We start from the raw sequence: 17,923 nt of genomic DNA on the forward strand, positions 1-17,923 counted from the left end.
AAAGTTATAATTAACATAAAATAGTGTTAGCTTTAATTTACTACTATATTACGCAAATATTACGAGTGCTAAATGGTTATACTTTATTATGTCTTCATATAAAAAATAGTAATTAATAAGGAGGGTTTTTATGGGTAAAAATTATATTGGTTTAGAAAAAGATGGTATAGAAACTGTTGTTAGAGAATTGAATAAGTATCTTTCGAACTTAAATATTATATATACTAAACTTCACAATCTTCATTGGAATATAAAAGGTGCTGCTTTCTTTGAACTTCACACAAAGTTTGAAGAATATTACGATAAAGTAAATACAGATCTAGATGCCGTTGCAGAAAGAATATTAACTTTAGGTCATACTCCAGCTGCTTCTTTAAAAGAGTATCTAAGTCTATCCACAATAGCTGAAAGAGAAAGCAAAGATGTTACACCTGAAGATTCGATAGAAGTTATAAGAAAAGATTTTTCATTATTATTAGAAGCTTCAAGAAATATACTTAAACTTGCAGAGGATGCAAATGACCAAGGTACAGTTGATCTTATGTCAGGATTTATATCTAAATATGAGAAGAATTTATGGATGTTAACCGCATTTACTAAAAGTTAGACTTCGGATTAAAGTGTTTCATCTTTAGATGAACCACTTCATAATTAAATTTATATTTTCAAATTCTCCTCTCAGAACCCAGAGGAGTTTTGAAAATAAGCTTCAGATTAAAGTGTTTCATCTTTAATAAAAGCACTGCTATATCTTTAAAAGATTTAGTAGTGCTTTTTACTGCATAGCTTTAAAATCTAGATTCATTCTCAAAGATATCTAGCTTATTAATATACAATTTTGTTCAAATTATGAATACTTATTATCTTATTTATTCAAAAGCCTTAAACACATCTCTACCAGCACCACAAATTGGGCACTTTTCAACATTATCACCAATTTCAGTATAGCCACAGATTGGGCAAACATACATTGTAGCTATATCTAAATCTTTGCCTTGTTTTGCAGTTTCTTGCGCAAATTCAAATATCTTTGCATGAACTTTTTCTGCTTCTAATGCATAATTGAAGGATCTTTGCGCATCTTTCTCTTCTTGATATCTTGCTGTTTCAAGATAAACAGGATACATTTGCTTTATTTCATGCAATTCTCCATCAATAGCACCTTGTAGATTCTCAATAATATTTGTGTGACCAAACACTGCTCCTGCTACGACAGTATTATCTCCCACTTGTTCTTTTAATACATTAAAGTGATTCTTTGCATGAGCCCATTCTGCATAAGCAACAGCTCTAAATAGCTTACCTATATTAGGATACCCGTCCTTTTCAGCTGAATCTCCCCATATAAGATATCTCATATGAGCCATACTTTCTCCACCATACGCTGAACGTAAAAAGTCAGCAGTCATTGCATTGTTTACTGCCAATATAGACACATCCTCTCAAATTATAATTACATTGGTATTATTAACTACGACAAAAAATATATACCTGATTATGTAAACCTAATTTGTAATATCCAAAGTTATAATTTTGCTTATAACTTTCTATATAGTGGGTAATATATTAGGGACTAAATTTTATTAAGAGGTGATATTATGCCATATACTTTACCAGATCTACCTTATGCCTATGATGCACTAGAACCACATTATGATCAAGAAACTGTTAAAATTCATCACGATATACATCATAAGGCTTATGTAGATGGATTAAACAACGCAGAAACAAAACTAGCTGAGGCTAGAGAAAAAGGAGATTTTGCTTTAATAAAACATTGGGAAAGAGAATATGCCTTCCATGGTTCTGGTCATATTCTACATACAATGTTTTGGCAAAACATGAGTCCAAATGGCGGTGGAGAGCCTACTGGAAATCTTGCAGACCAAATTAAGAAAGACTTTGGCAGTTATGATGCTTTCAAAAAACAATTTAGTGCTGCAGCAGTAGCTGTAGAAGGTTCTGGTTGGACTGTTCTTTGCTGGAACAAACTATTTAGCAAACTAGTTATTCTGCAAGTAGAAAAGCATCAAAACTTGACTCAATGGGAAGTATGCCCTCTTCTTATTGTTGATGTATGGGAACATGCTTATTACTTAAAATACCAAAACAAGAGAGCAGGCTTCGTAGAGGCTTGGTGGAATATAGTTAATTGGGAAGATGTTAATAGCAGACTTCAAGCTGCATTAAAGTAATAAAGATGAGCCACTTCGATCCGAAATCTATTTTTAAAACTCTCACGGTTTCTGGTGAGAGAATTTAAAAATATAAATTTTATTACGAAGTGGCTCATCTATAAAAAGGAGTTATTACAATATAAACAATGTTAGTTTATACGTAGTAACTCCCTTTTTCGTGCTTTCATTATTAACATAAATAGCCCAGTTCCATTGAATACTATACGTTTGAAGATATATTAATTATTAATAGCAAATTAACTATCAAGTTTTGATTTTATTCTGAACTGGCTTATCTATAGAAAACCTTTTTCACATTGCTATATATCTATATTTCTACACTTCCAATACTAAAGTATCCCTTTGGAACATTATCTTTTGCAGATTCATTTAGCAAAAACTTAAATTCTTTACCTGAATGCTTAGCTGCTATTGATAGATGACATAATCCTATTCCCATATCAATTTTATTCATCTTTTCCATAATGAGCGCTTTGATAGGATTAAGCTTTATGCAATTAACATATAACTTGGTTCCTTCTATATCAAAATGCCATGGCTGACTATTTGTAGCAGATGGTGCTATTCTTACAGATTCTAATAACTCATCAAAATCAGCTTTATCTCTTATAGTTTCTATCGAGTTTCTTTTGAACTCTGATATGTCACTTCTATATAAACTCTCAGCTGGTTTTCCAAAAGCTAGCATTATAACAAACTCTAGATCCGATTTACTTACTATATCTTTTGCTGGTTTAGCCATTCCTTGCCAACAAGCACCTAACCCGTTAGCTGACAAGTATAAATCTAGTTGTTGAAGCATAAAACCTATATTGGTTAAATATCCATCTTTGTTCTCAGAAAATACTACCACATAATGAGGCGCTTTTATAGACATAAAGCTTTTAACATCATTTTGAGATATAACCTGTAAATCAGTCTTAATTCCAGATACTAAAGGATTAATCTCACTTATAAAGCTTTTAATATCATTTAAAGTCTTATCATCTAAAGAACCCATATCATATTTTCTTATAGATTTTCTTTTGTACATGGTCTCATAAAACTTTTCATTATTCATTCATATTACCTCTCAATAAAATATTTCTATATTCATAATAAGCTTTCTATTTAACACACTAATTAATCATTAACACTATAGTAATATAATCTTCCATTCTCTACAGAGGAATTGATCTTTCCTTTGTTGTAGAGGTACGATAAAAATGCTGACATTGATGAATAGTTTAAATGATATTGCCTAAAATCAATATCTAAATCATTAAGTATTGTTAGATTTTCTAACAACTCCTCTTTTGTTAAAGGCTTTTCTAACAGCTCTATGATCTGGTTGCAATAATCTTTGATATTATCAATATTTTTATCTACTAATTCTATAATGTCATCTTTCTTAACAATGTCTTCTGCATGGCTTATAACAAAGTAGTCTGCATCTATTTCTTTTATCTTTTCTAAAGAAATAAGTGCACTACCTACATCAAACAAGTATGGGAAAGAATATTTTTCTAATATTGTTCCACTATACAAAGCATCTCCTAAGAAACATACCTTATCTGAAGTAACTATTGCTATACTTTGTGGAGAATGTCCTTTTAAATCAAAAACCTCAAATTTATCATCATTTATCTTGGTATTGCCTTGATCTAAAACATAGTCTACATTTGAGTCTTTGCAGTCATCTGAAAGATTCTTAGGACTAGTAGCTGTATACAACATATTTGCCCTTAGTTCTATGTTTTCCATATATAATTTTTCTTTTTCTGAGGTATAGACTATGCATCCAGTATAATTATTTTTGAAATAATTGTTACCCCCACAATGATCAGGATGACTGTGGGTATTTACTATATACTTAACATGAAGATTATTTTCTTTTAATACTTCTTCAATTTTTCTTGCTGCAGAATTATTTATTCCAGTATCAATAAGAAGACAATTTTTATTTTTATAACTATAAACTCCGATATTAGTTGGAGCATTAATATAATAAGTATTTCCGTTTATTTTGGTAAGCTCCATATATAAATTCATTCCTTCCTGCGTTTAAAAGTACATTTAGTTCTCTAAATAGTCATTTAATTATTAAATTAAATAATTATAAAAACATATAATCATATAAATATATAGTAAACATGCCGATTTACATATATACTTACTCAATTATATTGTTATAAAACCTATTAAATAAAATTTTTAATATCTTAATTAAATCTTACTCTTTTAACTCTGGAACAATATTAGGTGCAGTTCCTTCAGTTAACGCCTTTACAAGATTCTTAGCGGCTAATCTAGCCATATCAAGTCTTGTGTCTTCATTAGCAGACCCTATATGCGGAAGCGTAACTACATTATCCATCTTTAATAATGGGTTATCAGCTTGCACTGGCTCCACATCAAATACATCCAATCCAGCTGCTTTTATTTTTTTATTTTGAAGCGCTTTAATCAGTGCTTTCTCATTTATAGTTTTTCCTCTTGAAGCATTAATAAATATTGCACTAGGCTTCATTAAATTGAATTGGTCCTCATCTATAAGATTGAAAGTTTCTTCTGTCAATGGAGTCATGATAACTACAAAGTCCGATTTCTTTAAAAGCTCTTCCATGGTGCAATACTCTGCTCCTAGTTTTTCTTCAACCTCTTTCTTTCTGCTTCTGTTGTAATAAAGTACATTCATATCGAATCCTAAACTTGCTCTTTTGGCTACAGCTTCACCTATTCTTCCCATTCCAATAATCCCAAGGGTTTTATGATGAACATTTGCACCGTAAAGCTCAAGATCATCATCTTTATTCCATCTTCCTGCTTTTACATATCTATCTAATTCAGTTATTCTTCTTGCACAAGCAAGCATAAGTCCAAATATTAAATCAGCAACAGTATCATCAAGTGCACCAGCTACATTGGTACCTATTATATTTCTACTTTTCATTGCTTTTAAATCAAAATTATTATAACCTACAGACATATTGCTAACTACTTTAAGGTTTGGGGCTTTTTCTAATAACTCTTCATCTATCTTAGTGCCAGATGTTAAAAGCCCATCCATATCCTTCAACTTTTCTAAAAGTTCTTCCCTAGTTATGTCTTCATCTGAACCACATTTTTCTAAATCACAATACTGTGATATATACTCCTCAACCTCTTGTGGAATTGACTTTGCTATATATACTTTTGGTCTACTCATAATATACCCCCAATTTACTTTACATAAATTATTTATAGATCTAGTTATTATCTAAAAAAATACTTTACAATATCATCAAATAATCCCAGAGGATTATAACATTATTTTATAATACCCAAATCTCCACTGGAATTGAATTGGTATAATCATAATTATACTCTTATTTAAAGTTAGTTAACAACAAAACTAAAGTTATATGGCACATTTTTCTTAAAATGAAAACCAGTCTCCACGCTTTGAGACTGGTTTATAATTAATAATTAAGTTTTCAACTTACATCTCGGTTAAAGATCTTATTGAAATTAAGTGGTTATACAGTAGAGGCTCTATGATATTCTTACTCTACTCTAGATTTTAGTGCCTCTGTCATAGAAACTCTATTAACCTTTCTTCTGCTAAAGGCTTTTGATACTTCATAGGTTAAGTAGATTACTATAAATCCTATTAAAACATAAATATAATTAATTCTTATAGGCATTACTAGATTCATACTTTTTGTAGCTGAGCTTATCATTTGATTAACCGAAGCTAAAAGCAGCGGTATTCCTATTAGATAACCTAGCACCACAATAAAGGAAGAACTGTTTAATATAAGTGAGTAAACTTCTTTTTTTCTATAACCTAGTACCTTCATTAGAGATATATTTTCCTTATTTTCTTCTATTATCAAAGAAGTAACTACATATATAACTATAAGCCCTATAATAAATGCCATGAAGGATATTGCTCCAACATAAGCCTGCATTGGCTTTGTTAAGGCATCAAAGGCATTTTTGATTTCATCAAGAGTAGCAGTACTTAGGAGTTTCTCTTTAGGTATATTTAATGCTTCCTTACTCATAAGTCCCATGTAACTATCTTTAGGATAACTTAACATAGAGTTAAAATTACTTATTGGCATATAAATATACTCACCAATATAGGTATCTGCAATACTATCCACGGTTATATCATACTCTTTTGAATCAAGCTTATTGATAAGTTTCACCTTATCACCTATCTTAAGCTTTAGGTTATCAGCTAGAGGTTTTGTGAAAACAACCTTGTTTGTATCAAGTTTACTACCTTTCGAATCCTTAAGAACTATATACCTAGAATTTCCTTCTATCCCATATATATTAAAACTGTGTTTTTCATCTGATTTTAAACTAAATGGTGATATAGAAAATCTTTCTGCATTATCGTTTTTACCACTCTGGAGTGAATTGAACAAGTACTGATATTGATATTTATATGTGCTCTCGTAAGTGTCCTTTATAAGGTAATCCATAGAACTCTTCATTACAAAACCCATCAAGAGAAGCATAGTTGCAAAAGCTATTCCAAGTAGCAGAAAGATGCTTCTAGGTATACTTCTAAGTTGCTCTCTTATTTTAAACTTTGTAGAAAATCCTAGTTTATCGAGCTTTAATCTCTTTTCAATGAATCCAACCTTATTCTTCTCTCTCCCACCTCTAATTAAATCTAACGGAGAATTTTTCAGAGCCTTATTAATTACAAAATATCCACATAGTCCTAAGAATGCTATTGGGAGTAGTAAGCTTATAATAATATATTTAGGATCGTACTTCATTGGCCCCATAGGCATATTAAAATAAGCTAACATTACCTTAAGCATTGGTTTAACTGTAAGTGTTCCTAAAAAGGTACCGATGATTCCACCTACAACTGCAACTGATAGCGGATAAGTTATATAATGCTTCATTATTTCTTTCTTTCTATACCCAAAGGAATAAAGAGTTCCTATTAATCCAAACTCCTTTTTTAACATTCTCCATATAACTATACCTGTAAGTATACATGTTAAAAGTAATACAAATATAGGCATTGAAGTACTCATTTGCTCTATTCCATCTACCTTTGCAGTTTCATACGTTACTCTTGGATTCTCAGTGACATTACTCCATTTGAGAACTATTATATTTTGTTCCTTCAAATAATTCTTAAATTTTGCTATATTATCATCTATATTTCCTCTATTATTAAATCTTATTGCGTAGGAAATATTTCCTTCACCGATACTCTTTAAGTCTTCTTTACTAATAACTGCTATTCCAAAACTCTTTGGATCATTTAATATGTCACTTTCTTGCTTTATAACATATATATAGTTAGGTATAGACATAAAACCAGAAACCTTAAAACTTTTAGAAGCAATAGTTACGTTATCTCCTATCTTAATAGAATTAGCTTTTGCATATGATGGATCTATAATTATATCTCCACCTTTTAAGGTAGTTCCTTCAATAGCGGCAGGCACATTAACCTTTTTGTTTTCGCTAAATATTCTAAGAGTCTTTCCTTCAGAAACGTTATAATCAAAAGTCTTTACTTCTTCCATACGGAGGTTAAATTTTGATTCTAATTCATCTATGTTTTTGATTTGTTTGTCAGCAATAAAGCTAGCATCTTCTTGATAATAATTACTTTCAAAAGCTGCTGAAGTATTCTTCATACTTACAGTTAGCTGATTAAACATCGTATAAAGCATACAACTTATAATAATTAATAATAATGATCCAATATATTGAGATTTGTTTTCTAGCATGGTTCTCTTTATCTTATTATTTATAACCATTACCACTCAATCCTTTCTGCTGGTAAGATCACTTTATTTTCAAGCTGTTCCACTATCTCGCCGTTTCTAACCTTGTATACCTTATTTGCCATATCACTTATTGCATTATTATGAGTAATCATAAGTATTGTAGTGCCAAACTCTTTGTTTACCTTTTGCAATAGCTTCAATATATCTCTTGAAGTACTGAAGTCTAGAGCACCTGTTGGTTCATCACATAAAAGAAGCTTTGGATTTTTCACTACTGCTCTAGCTATAGCTACCCTTTGCTGCTCGCCTCCGCTTAACTCCTTTGGAAATCTGTACTTTTTCTCAAACATCCCCACAGCTTTAAGTACCTCATCTGTATTTAGAGGATTCTTGCTTATATTAGAAACAACCTCAATATTTTCTCCAACAGTCAAATTAGGAATTAGATTATAAAATTGAAATACGAAACCTATCTTTTCTCGCCTATAATCTGTAAGCTTGTCATCATTAAGAGCTATAATATCTTCATCGTCTACTATAACTCTTCCAGAATCACTACGATCTATACCTCCGATTATATTAAGTAGGGTTGATTTTCCTGAACCAGAAGGCCCAAGGATAACCCCTATCTCTCCTTTATTTAACCCCATACTAACACCTTTAAGTACCTGCGTTACAATATCTCCAGTTACATAACTCTTTTTTAACTTAGAAATCTCTATAAACATAATCTATCTCATGCCTCCCTATCTATTTAAGACTTAGTTCCTAGTCCATTTTTTAATAACTCAATCATACTTTTAATATCTTTTTCTATGACCTCAAAGCCTTCATCCACAATATCTTCTCCAGCTTCCCTTGCTCTATTCATCATGCGCTCTTTAATCTTCATTGATACACCAGTAATGAATAAAGCTATTATTTCATCTTCTATATCTGTTCTTATACTCCCATTTCTCTTTCCATCCTGAACAATCTTTAATATATACTCATCCGAAACCTTCATCATATATTTCATCGATTCGTTAGTTAAATGATTATACTTTCCTAAAAAAACATCCTGAATGAAGATAATCACTTCTCTTTCATCATTTATCTGAGACCACATATCCTTAGAACTTTGATATAAATAATCAAAAATATTTATATTGTCATCTGCTAATACTAAGTATTTACCATATTTATTCATGACAAGTTCTAAAGACCATTGTAGTGAAAATAAGAATAACTCCTTTTTGTTCTCAAAATATTGATACATACTACCTTTTGCTACAGAGGCATTCTTTGCAATATTTCCTATATTGGCATTTTCAAAACCATTATTAGAGAACTCACTTACAGCCGTTCTCATTATCTTTTCTTGTTTTTCTTCATTTAGATTAAAAAAAGTATCCTTCGGCATATAATCCCACCTTAAATTTAAGATAAAAATCATGACTCTTAAGTCATGTGACTCTTTAGTCATATCATATGACTAAAGAGTCACTTTGTCAATATATTAATATTAAGTATTTTATCTCATCATGATTGAAATTACCTTCTACTAGCTAAAGCATTGACAGACGCAAGTATTAAATTTAAAATTATAGACAAACGAGGTCTGCGATACCTTTTAAAGGAGGTATATTTTGAAATATACGAAGGCAACAAACTATGCATTACATACAATTGCATTCATGATGAAACACGATAAAACTGACAACTTAGGCTTACAAACACTAGCAAAACATTTCAATATATCTTCTACTTATCTTTCGAAAATTTTAACTCAGTTAGTGAAAGCAGATTTAATTCAATCAACTCCAGGTGTTAACGGTGGTTATATCCTACGTAAAAAGAAAGAAGAGATTTCATTTATGGATGTAATCAAAGCGATCGAAGGAACCGGAGCACTGTTTAACTGTGATTTACAAGAGGAAGGTATATGTTCCATTCTCAAAGTAATGGAAGAAGCAGAAAATGTAATGGAAGCTTATCTGAAGAATAAAAAAATCTATGAAGTAATTCAAAATCATTCAACAAATGAATAAGTGAAAAGGGATGTAAAATCACAAACGTGATCTTACATCCCTTACTTAAACTGCATAAATATTATATTTAAGGGATTTAAACATTTTTTATTATATCTATAATTTCATTTGGAGTATCAATTATATATTTTGGGTTATACTCTTCCAGTTCCTCACGAGTTCTAAATCCCCAAGTAACTCCAACTACATCCATTCCGGCTCCAATACCAGTCTTCATATCTGTATTAGTATCTCCTATATACAAACATTCTTTAGGTGTCAGCCCAAGATTAATAGCTGTATTAATTGCTCCTTCAGGATCTGGTTTTCTTCTAACTCCATCTTTTTCTCCAGAAATGCTATCAAAATACCCTGTTCCAAATATTCCCTCAATGTTATCAATAGTCCTATCATGAGGTTTATTCGATAAAACTGCAATTTTGACATTATTTAATTTTAAATAATCTAACATTTCTTTAATTCCATCATACGCCCTGACTTCATACATACAATGAATTTTAAAATATTCAGTATAAGTGATAAGTGCATCCTCGTAATTTATTAAATCTTTATCACCACAATAAATTAAAACACGCTCTATTAGTTTCTTGTACCCATCACCAACAAATATCTTATAATGATCTTCATCCACAGGACCTAGTCCATATTTTTTCAAAGTTAAATTTGTAGTATAGGCTATGGCTTTAATTGAATTTATTAAAGTACCATCTAAGTCAAAAACACAGCATTTATACATTCTTAACACTCTCCTAACATCAATAATTAAAACTTGAATTTTATTTAAATAGGTAAATAAGTGCCCATTTGTTTCTACTTTCATTTAATAAGCAAGTAACTCATTCTTAAGATGGTATTATGCTTAACTCTTATTCTAGGTTAACTATATTGTTATAGAATAATTTTGTCAACAATCGAAAAGCAAAAGGATCGCTGAAGCAAACTTCCTCAGCGATCCTTTTAAATATCTATCTTTAATCTACAAAGTAGTTAATTTGCACAAAAAAACACTTTTCCTTTAGCATTAGTACTTTTCTTATATCCACACATTACATCTAACATATCCTAGGCAACTGCTCTCCTGATGGCATATCTAAAATTCTCTTGCTTCCAATCATGGTCTCAACAAAAACTCTATTTTTTATATCATCAGTTACCCTGCCTATAATATAGGCATCTTGCCCTAGCGGATGCTTTTTCATTACTGACAGTACCTCTTCAGCATGCTCCTCTGGAACAAATATACAAACCTTACCTTCATTAGCAACATAAAGTGGATCAAGTCCAAGCATTTCGCAAACGCCTCTAATTTCTTCTTTAACGAGAATACTTTCTTCCTTAAGAATTATTGAAACCTTACTAGCTTCAGCAATTTCATTAAGCACAGCTGCAACACCGCCTCTTGTAGCATCTCTCATCACATGAATATCTTTGCATACATTGAGGACTTCATATATTAAGGAATTTAACGATGCACAATCGCTCGAGATATCCCCTTCTATTCCAAGGTTGTGTCTTTTACACATTATTGTTATTCCATGGTCAGCAAGGGTTCCATTAACTATAACAACATCTCCAGGTTTAGCATTACTTGCACTTATATAGATTTCTTCATATATTACGCCTATTCCCGTAGTGTTAATATATATGCCATCTACACTTCCTCTTTCTACTACCTTAGTATCTCCTGCTACAATTTTCATTCCAGCCTTTTCAGCTTCTAAAGCCATAGATTTAACTATTTCCTCTAGTTTTTCTAACTCAAAGCCCTCCTCTATAATAAATGCAGAACTTAGATATAAAGGTCTAGCTCCGCTTACTGCTAGATCATTTACTGTTCCGCAGACAGCCAACTTTCCAATGTTTCCGCCATTAAAAAAGATAGGATTAACTACAAAAGAATCTGTGGTAAAAGCAACTCTATTGCCTTCCAGTGTCAGTTGTGCCGCGTCATTCATTTGACTTAATACAGAATTATTAAAGTGTTTTATAAAAATTTCACTTATTAGTCCGTTGGTCTGTCTTCCGCCACTGCCATGACTAAGAAGTACCTTTCCAATCATCCAAAAACACCTCCACCCTTGATATACATTTTATTTTTCCAATATATCTCATAAGACACCAAAGAAGCTTTAAGTTTAAATTTATATGTTCTTAACTATGATATTTAAAATAAGCCGCACAGGTACCTTCTGAGGATACCATGCAGGATCCAACTGGATTTTCTGGAGTACAACATTTCTTAAAAAGAGGACATTCTATTGGAGTAATCTTTCCCTTTAATATTTCTCCACATCTACAGCCAGCACTCCCATCATAGTCTTTGTACTTAATTTTGAAATGCTTCAAAGCATCATACTGCTCAAATTCCTGTTTAAACACATACCCACTGTTTGGTACATTCCCGATACCTCTCCAGCGAGTCTCTACTATATCAAACACCTGATTTAGCTGTTTTATAGCTCTTTGATTTCCTTCTGTTTTCACAATTCTTGTGTAATTATTAACTATCTTGGATTCTTTTTTATCTATAAGTTCTAGTAAAGTATCTATTCCATGTAGTAAGTCTATAGGTTCAAAGCCTGTTATTACCGCTGGTATATGATATCTTTCACTTAAAAATTCATAAGGCTTGCTTCCTATAATTGCACTTACATGACCTGGGAGTAAAAAGCCATGAATCTTCAACTCTTTATCCTTAACCAATTCCTCCATTATAGGAGGAACAATCTTGTGGGCTGTAAGAAAGAACAGATTATTTACTTTAGCTTTCTTAGCTTCAAGTACTGTTATTGCTGTCATTGGAGTGGTTGTCTCAAATCCTACAGAAAGAAATACAACTTTTTTCTCTTTATTATTTTGAGCTACTTTTATAGCATCCATTGGTGAGTATACAACTCTGATGTCAGCACCCTCAGATTTTTCACTTAACAAAGAGGCACTTTTACCTGGTACCCTCAGCATGTCTCCAAAGGTGGTTATGATAACATTGTCCATTGAAGCAAGTTCAATAGCTGTATCTATGTAGCTTTGTGGAGTTACACATACGGGACATCCAGGTCCAGAGATAAGGTTAACATTCCCTGGAAGTATATCTCTTATACCATACTTAAAAATCGCCATGGTATGGGTACCACATACCTCCATAATGTTAATAGGTTCACAGCTATTAATCCCTATCTTTTTTGCCAGCTTTCTGGCTAGTTCCCCATCTCTGAATTCATCAATAAACTTCATCCTCTATCAGCTCCTTAATTATCTCCAAGGTTTGCTTTGCTTCTTCCTCATCTACAATCTGAATGGCACACCCAGCATGAACTAATACATATTGTCCTAAGGAAACCTCAGGTACAAGATGTATATAAATTTCTCTTCTTACATTTCCCACTTCTATGATTGCCTTATTACCATCAGTTTCTATCACTTTTCCAGGCACAGCAACACACATCTATTCCACCTCCTTAATCTTCTTACTTAAAGATTTTTCCTACTCTACAAGATAAGTTATCTTAATATCATAATCAATCTCATCACTTACTTGATATATATTGGTTACTACTTTAATTTGTCTCGTACTCTATTCTCCTTCTATTGTCTCTATATAGAGTTCATATCCACTTATGACATTATTGCTAAATTCATTACAAGTTGGACACAACCTATTGAAATGATCAATTTTAAAAATAATGTCACAGTTATCGCATTTTGCTTTAGCTTCAACCTTAATAAATTCTAATTCTGAAGTTTCCACTAAAGTTCCTTGGCGAATGATATTAAATGCAAACACTAGTGAATCTATCATTGCACCTGAAAGTTCACCTATCTTCAAGGTTATTTTATCTACTCTTTTCATGTTGTTTTCAGCTGCCGTATTTTGTGTTATATTAATCACTTCCTGTATAATTGAAACTTCATGCATAATATTTCTCACCTCAAGTTTCCATTACTTTATATACATTATAATCTTAGGCTATGTTTAAGATTATTATTGAAATTACTGCTTTTTATTATCTCATTTGCTATACATAATTGACCTACCGATATCCCTCCATCATTACATGGTATAGAACTTTGAGTATAAACTTTAAAATTATTCTCCTTAAGCCTTCTTATGATGTTTCTTAAAAGGTAGGAGTTTTGAAAGACTCCGCCACTAAGAGCTACTTCTTTAAGCCCAGATGCGGTACTTACTTTCATGCACATATCAACTGTAAGCTTTATTATTGTATTGTGAAACTTAGCAGAAATAACACCTTTTGAAATCCCAGAGTGCATATCTTCTAATATTTCAGTGATAATCGAATAGGGTTTTATGATATTTACGTCCTCATCTACTACCTCATAGCTATAAAAACCTTCTACACCTTCTTCTATACAAGCCTCTAGTTCCATGGATGCTTGCCCTTCGTAAGTAACAATATCCCTTATTCCAAGTAGGCTTGCTACTGCATCGAAAAGTCTCCCCATACTTGAGGTTATAGGAAAGTTAAACCCTGAGTTCAAAATTCTTATCAAGGTTAACCCTTTCTCTTTAAAAATCTTATATACTGCAGACTCTACGCTATCATTAGAAGTTGTATAGTTACTTTTGTTTTGAGAATTGAAGCTATCAATCAAGGACTTATGAACATAAGCCACACCCATTCGCCAAGGTTCCTTAATGGCTTTATCTCCTCCAGGTAGTTTTATATAATTTAGATGTCCTACTCTTTTAAATTCTTTCATATCACATATTAAGAATTCTCCTCCCCAAATTGCTCCATCTTCTCCATATCCAGTTCCGTCATAACAAACCCCAATAATCTTGTTTTTTATGTCATTCTCCATCATGCAGCTAGCAATGTGCGCATGATGGTGCTGTACTGCGATTTTTTGCACTGAATAATTCAAAGCATATTGAGTAGATAGATAGGCAGGATGCAGATCATGTGCTATATAACTGGGCTTAAAAGCGAAGATTCTGTTAAAATGTTTTATATTATTTTCATAATGGTTAAGAGTTTGAATATTTTCCAGATCGCCATTGTATTGGCTAACAAATAAAAACTTTTCCTTAGTAAAACTAAAGGTATTTTTCATATCAGAACCACAAGCCAATATGCTTTCTATACCATTGAACTTAAAAGGTTCTGGCACATACCCTCGTGCTCGCCTTATCATACGAACTTTTCCACCTATAAATCGCACAACTGAATCATCTACTGGAACATATATTTCTCTATCATGCATTAAAAAATAATCTACAACATCCTTAAGACTATCTCTTGCATTTTGATCCTTGTACTCAATAGGAAGACCATTAACGTTGGCACTAGTCATTATAAGCATATCTAGTTCATCATCAAAAAGAAGTATATGTAGTGGTGTATATGGCAGCATTACTCCAAGAGTCTTTTGAAATGGTGCTATATTTTCAGGTAAGTTAAATTGATCGCTTCTATTTAAAATTACTATAGGCTTAGTTATTCCTTCTAATATTTCTTGCTCAACTTCATCAACCTTACAGTACTTACTTATGGTTTTCATATCTTTTGCCATTGTGGCTAGAGGCTTATGTGGCCTTCTTTTTCTATCTCTTAATTCTTTAATAGCTTCACCATTCTTTGCATCACATGCAATATGAAACCCTCCAAGTCCCTTTATAGCAAATACATTACCTTCCTTTAACTTATTGCGAGTCCACTCTATAGGATCATTTACAGATATGGTATGTCCACATTTATCCTCTATCCATAGTCTAGGCCCGCAATCATAGCAGGCATTAGGTTGGGCATGAAACCTTCTATCTTTTACATTCCTATACTCTTGCTCACATTGAGAGCACATTCTGAAACTTTTCATGGTTGTTTTATCTCTGTCATAGGGAATATCCTTAATTATGCTAAATCTAGGACCACAGTTAGTGCAGTTAGTAAAAGGATATCCATACCTTCTGTTTCCTTTATCAAGAAGCTCATCAGTACACTCCTTACATATTGAAACATCTGGAGAAATTAAAGTGATTTTTTCTTTTACTTTTTCACTTTCCCTTACATTAAAAACTTCGTAGCCTATTAAAGGCTTTTCCTGTATATCTATACCCTGAACTTTTGATAATGCAGGCGGGTTGGTTCTTAATTCCTTAAGAAACTGATAGATTGAGTCAGCATCACCTTCAACATCTATATATACTCCTTCTGAATTGTTGTTAACCCAACCTTTGAGCCCTAAGTCTATGGCTTTTTTATAAATGAAAGGTCTAAACCCCACTCCTTGAACAATACCATCTACCTTAATAAATAATCTTTTCATTTTTTACTTACTCCCAATTTCTTTTACAGTAAAAAAGCTGTCTTTAACATTTATGCTAAAGACAGCTTTACTATAACTAAGGGATGGATTTTACACCTTAAGTTTTCCTCTTTTTTAAGTTTATAGATGAACCACTTCATAATAACTAATATCTTATATCCACTTAACAACATATATCGCGTATAAATATCAAATAGGATACAATTATTAAACTGAAACCTTCATTGAAGGATCTTTCTTAAAATGTAACCATAACAGTGCACCTACTAAGCAAGCTAAAACTTCTGATGCAGTTAAAGACCATATTAATCCATGGAGTCCCCAAAAAGTATTAGATAAAATCATTATTGGGATTACAATCAATCCTTTTGCTACCGACATAATTGCAGCTTCTTTTTCTCTTCCAACACCTTGAAATATCCCTACAATCAAACCAGAAAGACTTGTAAATAAAGAAGATAAAAGCATTGCCACAAAAATCAAAGTCCCAATTACAAGAACTTCATTATCTTTACTAAACAACTGGAAAACCTCAGTTCTAAATATCAGTAAGGTTCCAGAAATACCTCCAATTAAAATCATAATATACGATGCTGTAGTACGAATTATTTCTTGCATCCTTTTTATATTCTTTGCTGAATATGAATATGCTACGAGAGGTATTACTCCCATAAATAACCCCATACCTATAAAATCTGATAACTGTACAACTCTTTGTGATATACCAAAGCCTGCAACCACATAATCTCCATACCTGATAGAGAGGTTATTAAATAGTAGTCCTGAAATAATTAAAAATACATCCATTAGTAAAGATGTTACCCCTATTTTGAAAATGTCCTTAGTTATTAATGAAGTTGGCATAAATTCCTTAAAAGAAATACTTAGTGCAGAGCTTTTCCTCTGTATATAATAAATGAAATACAACACAGCACAAAGATTTCCTAAAACAGTTCCTAAGGCTGCACCCATAATGTTCAAATGACAAGTGAATATTAAGATTGGGTCAAGTATAATATTTGCTATAACACTAATACCCATTCCATACATGGATACTGTAGAAGCTCCTTCTGCACGGACAAGCTGCTCTAATACAAAATTTGCGATTATTATAGGACTTCCAATGGTGAAAATTAAAATTATACTTTTAGTAAACTCTATATTGTTTCCTTCTGCTCCTAACAACTTCAATATTGGCTGAATCATTGGTATAGAAAGCATTATAAGTATCAAACCTGTGATTATACTAAAATAAAAGGATACTGAAGCAACCTTTTTAGATTCCTGAAGATTCTTTTCTCCCAGAAGTCTAGAGATAAAGGTTCCTCCTCCTGTTCCAAATAAATTTCCTAGTGCCATTAAAACTGTAATAAATGGTAATGCTAGAGTAATTGCTGACATCATCTCTGTATTGTTTAACTTCCCAATAAAATAAGCATCAATAATGTTATAAATTAGATTCAGCGACATACCAAGCATCATCGGTAATGACATATGTGCTATTGCTTTCCAAATAGGTGACTTTTCAAAATAATATGAGTCAATTTGATCTATTTCAACTTGTTCCATTTCCTTATCCTCCTTTAAAGTGCCCATAAATCAATAATCGATAAAACAACAAACTTTACTACTTTTAGTTATAAGGAATGGTTGTAAAACTCAATTTATATTA

Annotated in this window: 17 protein-coding genes; 3 read left to right on the top strand and 14 right to left on the bottom strand. The window is 31.9% G+C overall.

What is annotated here, in order from left to right; genetic code table 11:
* Window positions 1–130 precede the first annotated feature (130 nt).
* On the top strand, window positions 131–607 hold the full coding sequence (locus bsdtw1_RS21215; RefSeq protein WP_183279481.1) for a Dps family protein: 477 nt from the start codon (window positions 131–133) through the stop codon (window positions 605–607).
* Window positions 608–869: 262 nt separating this feature from the next.
* Here the strand turns inward: bsdtw1_RS21215 and bsdtw1_RS21220 are convergent, their stop codons facing one another.
* On the bottom strand, window positions 870–1,427 hold the full coding sequence (locus bsdtw1_RS21220) for a rubrerythrin family protein (RefSeq protein WP_183279482.1): 558 nt from the start codon (window positions 1,425–1,427) through the stop codon (window positions 870–872).
* A gap of 171 nt (window positions 1,428–1,598) precedes the next feature.
* Here bsdtw1_RS21220 and bsdtw1_RS21225 point away from each other — a divergent pair, with 171 nt between their 5' ends.
* Window positions 1,599–2,195 carry a superoxide dismutase gene (locus bsdtw1_RS21225; protein WP_183279483.1) on the top strand — a complete coding sequence of 199 codons (597 nt, stop codon included), beginning with the start codon at window positions 1,599–1,601 and terminating at the stop codon, window positions 2,193–2,195.
* Window positions 2,196–2,505: 310 nt separating this feature from the next.
* Here the strand turns inward: bsdtw1_RS21225 and bsdtw1_RS21230 are convergent, their stop codons facing one another.
* From bsdtw1_RS21230 to bsdtw1_RS21255, 6 genes are all read right to left on the bottom strand, one after another.
* On the bottom strand, window positions 2,506–3,258 hold the full coding sequence (locus tag bsdtw1_RS21230) for a nitroreductase family protein (protein WP_183279484.1): 753 nt from the start codon (window positions 3,256–3,258) through the stop codon (window positions 2,506–2,508).
* Between the two features lie 62 nt (window positions 3,259–3,320).
* Window positions 3,321–4,217, bottom strand: a complete 897-nt coding sequence (locus tag bsdtw1_RS21235) for an MBL fold metallo-hydrolase (RefSeq protein ID WP_183279871.1) — start codon at window positions 4,215–4,217, stop codon at window positions 3,321–3,323.
* A 193-nt stretch (window positions 4,218–4,410) separates the two neighbouring features.
* On the bottom strand, window positions 4,411–5,385 hold the full coding sequence (locus tag bsdtw1_RS21240) for a 2-hydroxyacid dehydrogenase (protein WP_183279485.1): 975 nt from the start codon (window positions 5,383–5,385) through the stop codon (window positions 4,411–4,413).
* Window positions 5,386–5,722: 337 nt separating this feature from the next.
* Entirely contained in the window at window positions 5,723–7,963 is a 2,241-nt protein-coding gene (locus bsdtw1_RS21245; protein WP_183279486.1) for an ABC transporter permease, read from the bottom strand.
* Entirely contained in the window at window positions 7,963–8,661 is a 699-nt protein-coding gene (locus tag bsdtw1_RS21250) for an ABC transporter ATP-binding protein (RefSeq protein WP_183279487.1), read from the bottom strand. The genes bsdtw1_RS21245 and bsdtw1_RS21250 overlap by 1 nt, the downstream gene beginning before the upstream one ends.
* A 26-nt stretch (window positions 8,662–8,687) precedes the next feature.
* Complete coding sequence (locus bsdtw1_RS21255) at window positions 8,688–9,335, bottom strand: TetR/AcrR family transcriptional regulator (RefSeq protein WP_183279488.1); 648 nt, start codon at window positions 9,333–9,335, stop codon at window positions 8,688–8,690.
* Between the two features lie 226 nt (window positions 9,336–9,561).
* Between bsdtw1_RS21255 and bsdtw1_RS21260 the strand changes: the two genes are divergently transcribed.
* Entirely contained in the window at window positions 9,562–9,963 is a 402-nt protein-coding gene (locus bsdtw1_RS21260) for an RrF2 family transcriptional regulator (protein ID WP_183279489.1), read from the top strand.
* Between the two features lie 76 nt (window positions 9,964–10,039).
* Here the strand turns inward: bsdtw1_RS21260 and bsdtw1_RS21265 are convergent, their stop codons facing one another.
* From bsdtw1_RS21265 to bsdtw1_RS21295, 7 genes are all read right to left on the bottom strand, one after another.
* Window positions 10,040–10,699: an HAD family hydrolase gene (locus bsdtw1_RS21265; protein WP_183279490.1), complete on the bottom strand. Its 660-nt coding sequence runs from the start codon at window positions 10,697–10,699 to the stop codon at window positions 10,040–10,042.
* 316 nt (window positions 10,700–11,015) lie between these two features.
* Entirely contained in the window at window positions 11,016–12,023 is a 1,008-nt protein-coding gene (gene hypE / locus bsdtw1_RS21270) for a hydrogenase expression/formation protein HypE (RefSeq protein ID WP_183279491.1), read from the bottom strand.
* 91 nt (window positions 12,024–12,114) lie between these two features.
* Window positions 12,115–13,197 carry a hydrogenase formation protein HypD gene (hypD, locus tag bsdtw1_RS21275; protein ID WP_183279492.1) on the bottom strand — a complete coding sequence of 361 codons (1,083 nt, stop codon included), beginning with the start codon at window positions 13,195–13,197 and terminating at the stop codon, window positions 12,115–12,117.
* Complete coding sequence (locus tag bsdtw1_RS21280) at window positions 13,184–13,408, bottom strand: HypC/HybG/HupF family hydrogenase formation chaperone (RefSeq protein WP_183279493.1); 225 nt, start codon at window positions 13,406–13,408, stop codon at window positions 13,184–13,186. Before bsdtw1_RS21280 ends, hypD begins: the two co-directional genes overlap by 14 nt.
* A 129-nt stretch (window positions 13,409–13,537) precedes the next feature.
* Window positions 13,538–13,879, bottom strand: a complete 342-nt coding sequence (gene hypA, locus bsdtw1_RS21285) for a hydrogenase maturation nickel metallochaperone HypA (RefSeq protein WP_183279494.1) — start codon at window positions 13,877–13,879, stop codon at window positions 13,538–13,540.
* A 38-nt stretch (window positions 13,880–13,917) separates the two neighbouring features.
* On the bottom strand, window positions 13,918–16,251 hold the full coding sequence (gene hypF, locus bsdtw1_RS21290) for a carbamoyltransferase HypF (protein ID WP_183279495.1): 2,334 nt from the start codon (window positions 16,249–16,251) through the stop codon (window positions 13,918–13,920).
* Window positions 16,252–16,458: 207 nt separating this feature from the next.
* Entirely contained in the window at window positions 16,459–17,820 is a 1,362-nt protein-coding gene (locus bsdtw1_RS21295) for an MATE family efflux transporter (RefSeq protein ID WP_183279496.1), read from the bottom strand.
* Window positions 17,821–17,923: the final 103 nt, after the last annotated feature.

The sequence above is a fragment of the Clostridium fungisolvens genome, assembly GCF_014193895.1.
Classification (GTDB): Bacteria; Bacillota; Clostridia; order Clostridiales; family Clostridiaceae; genus Clostridium_AR; species Clostridium_AR fungisolvens.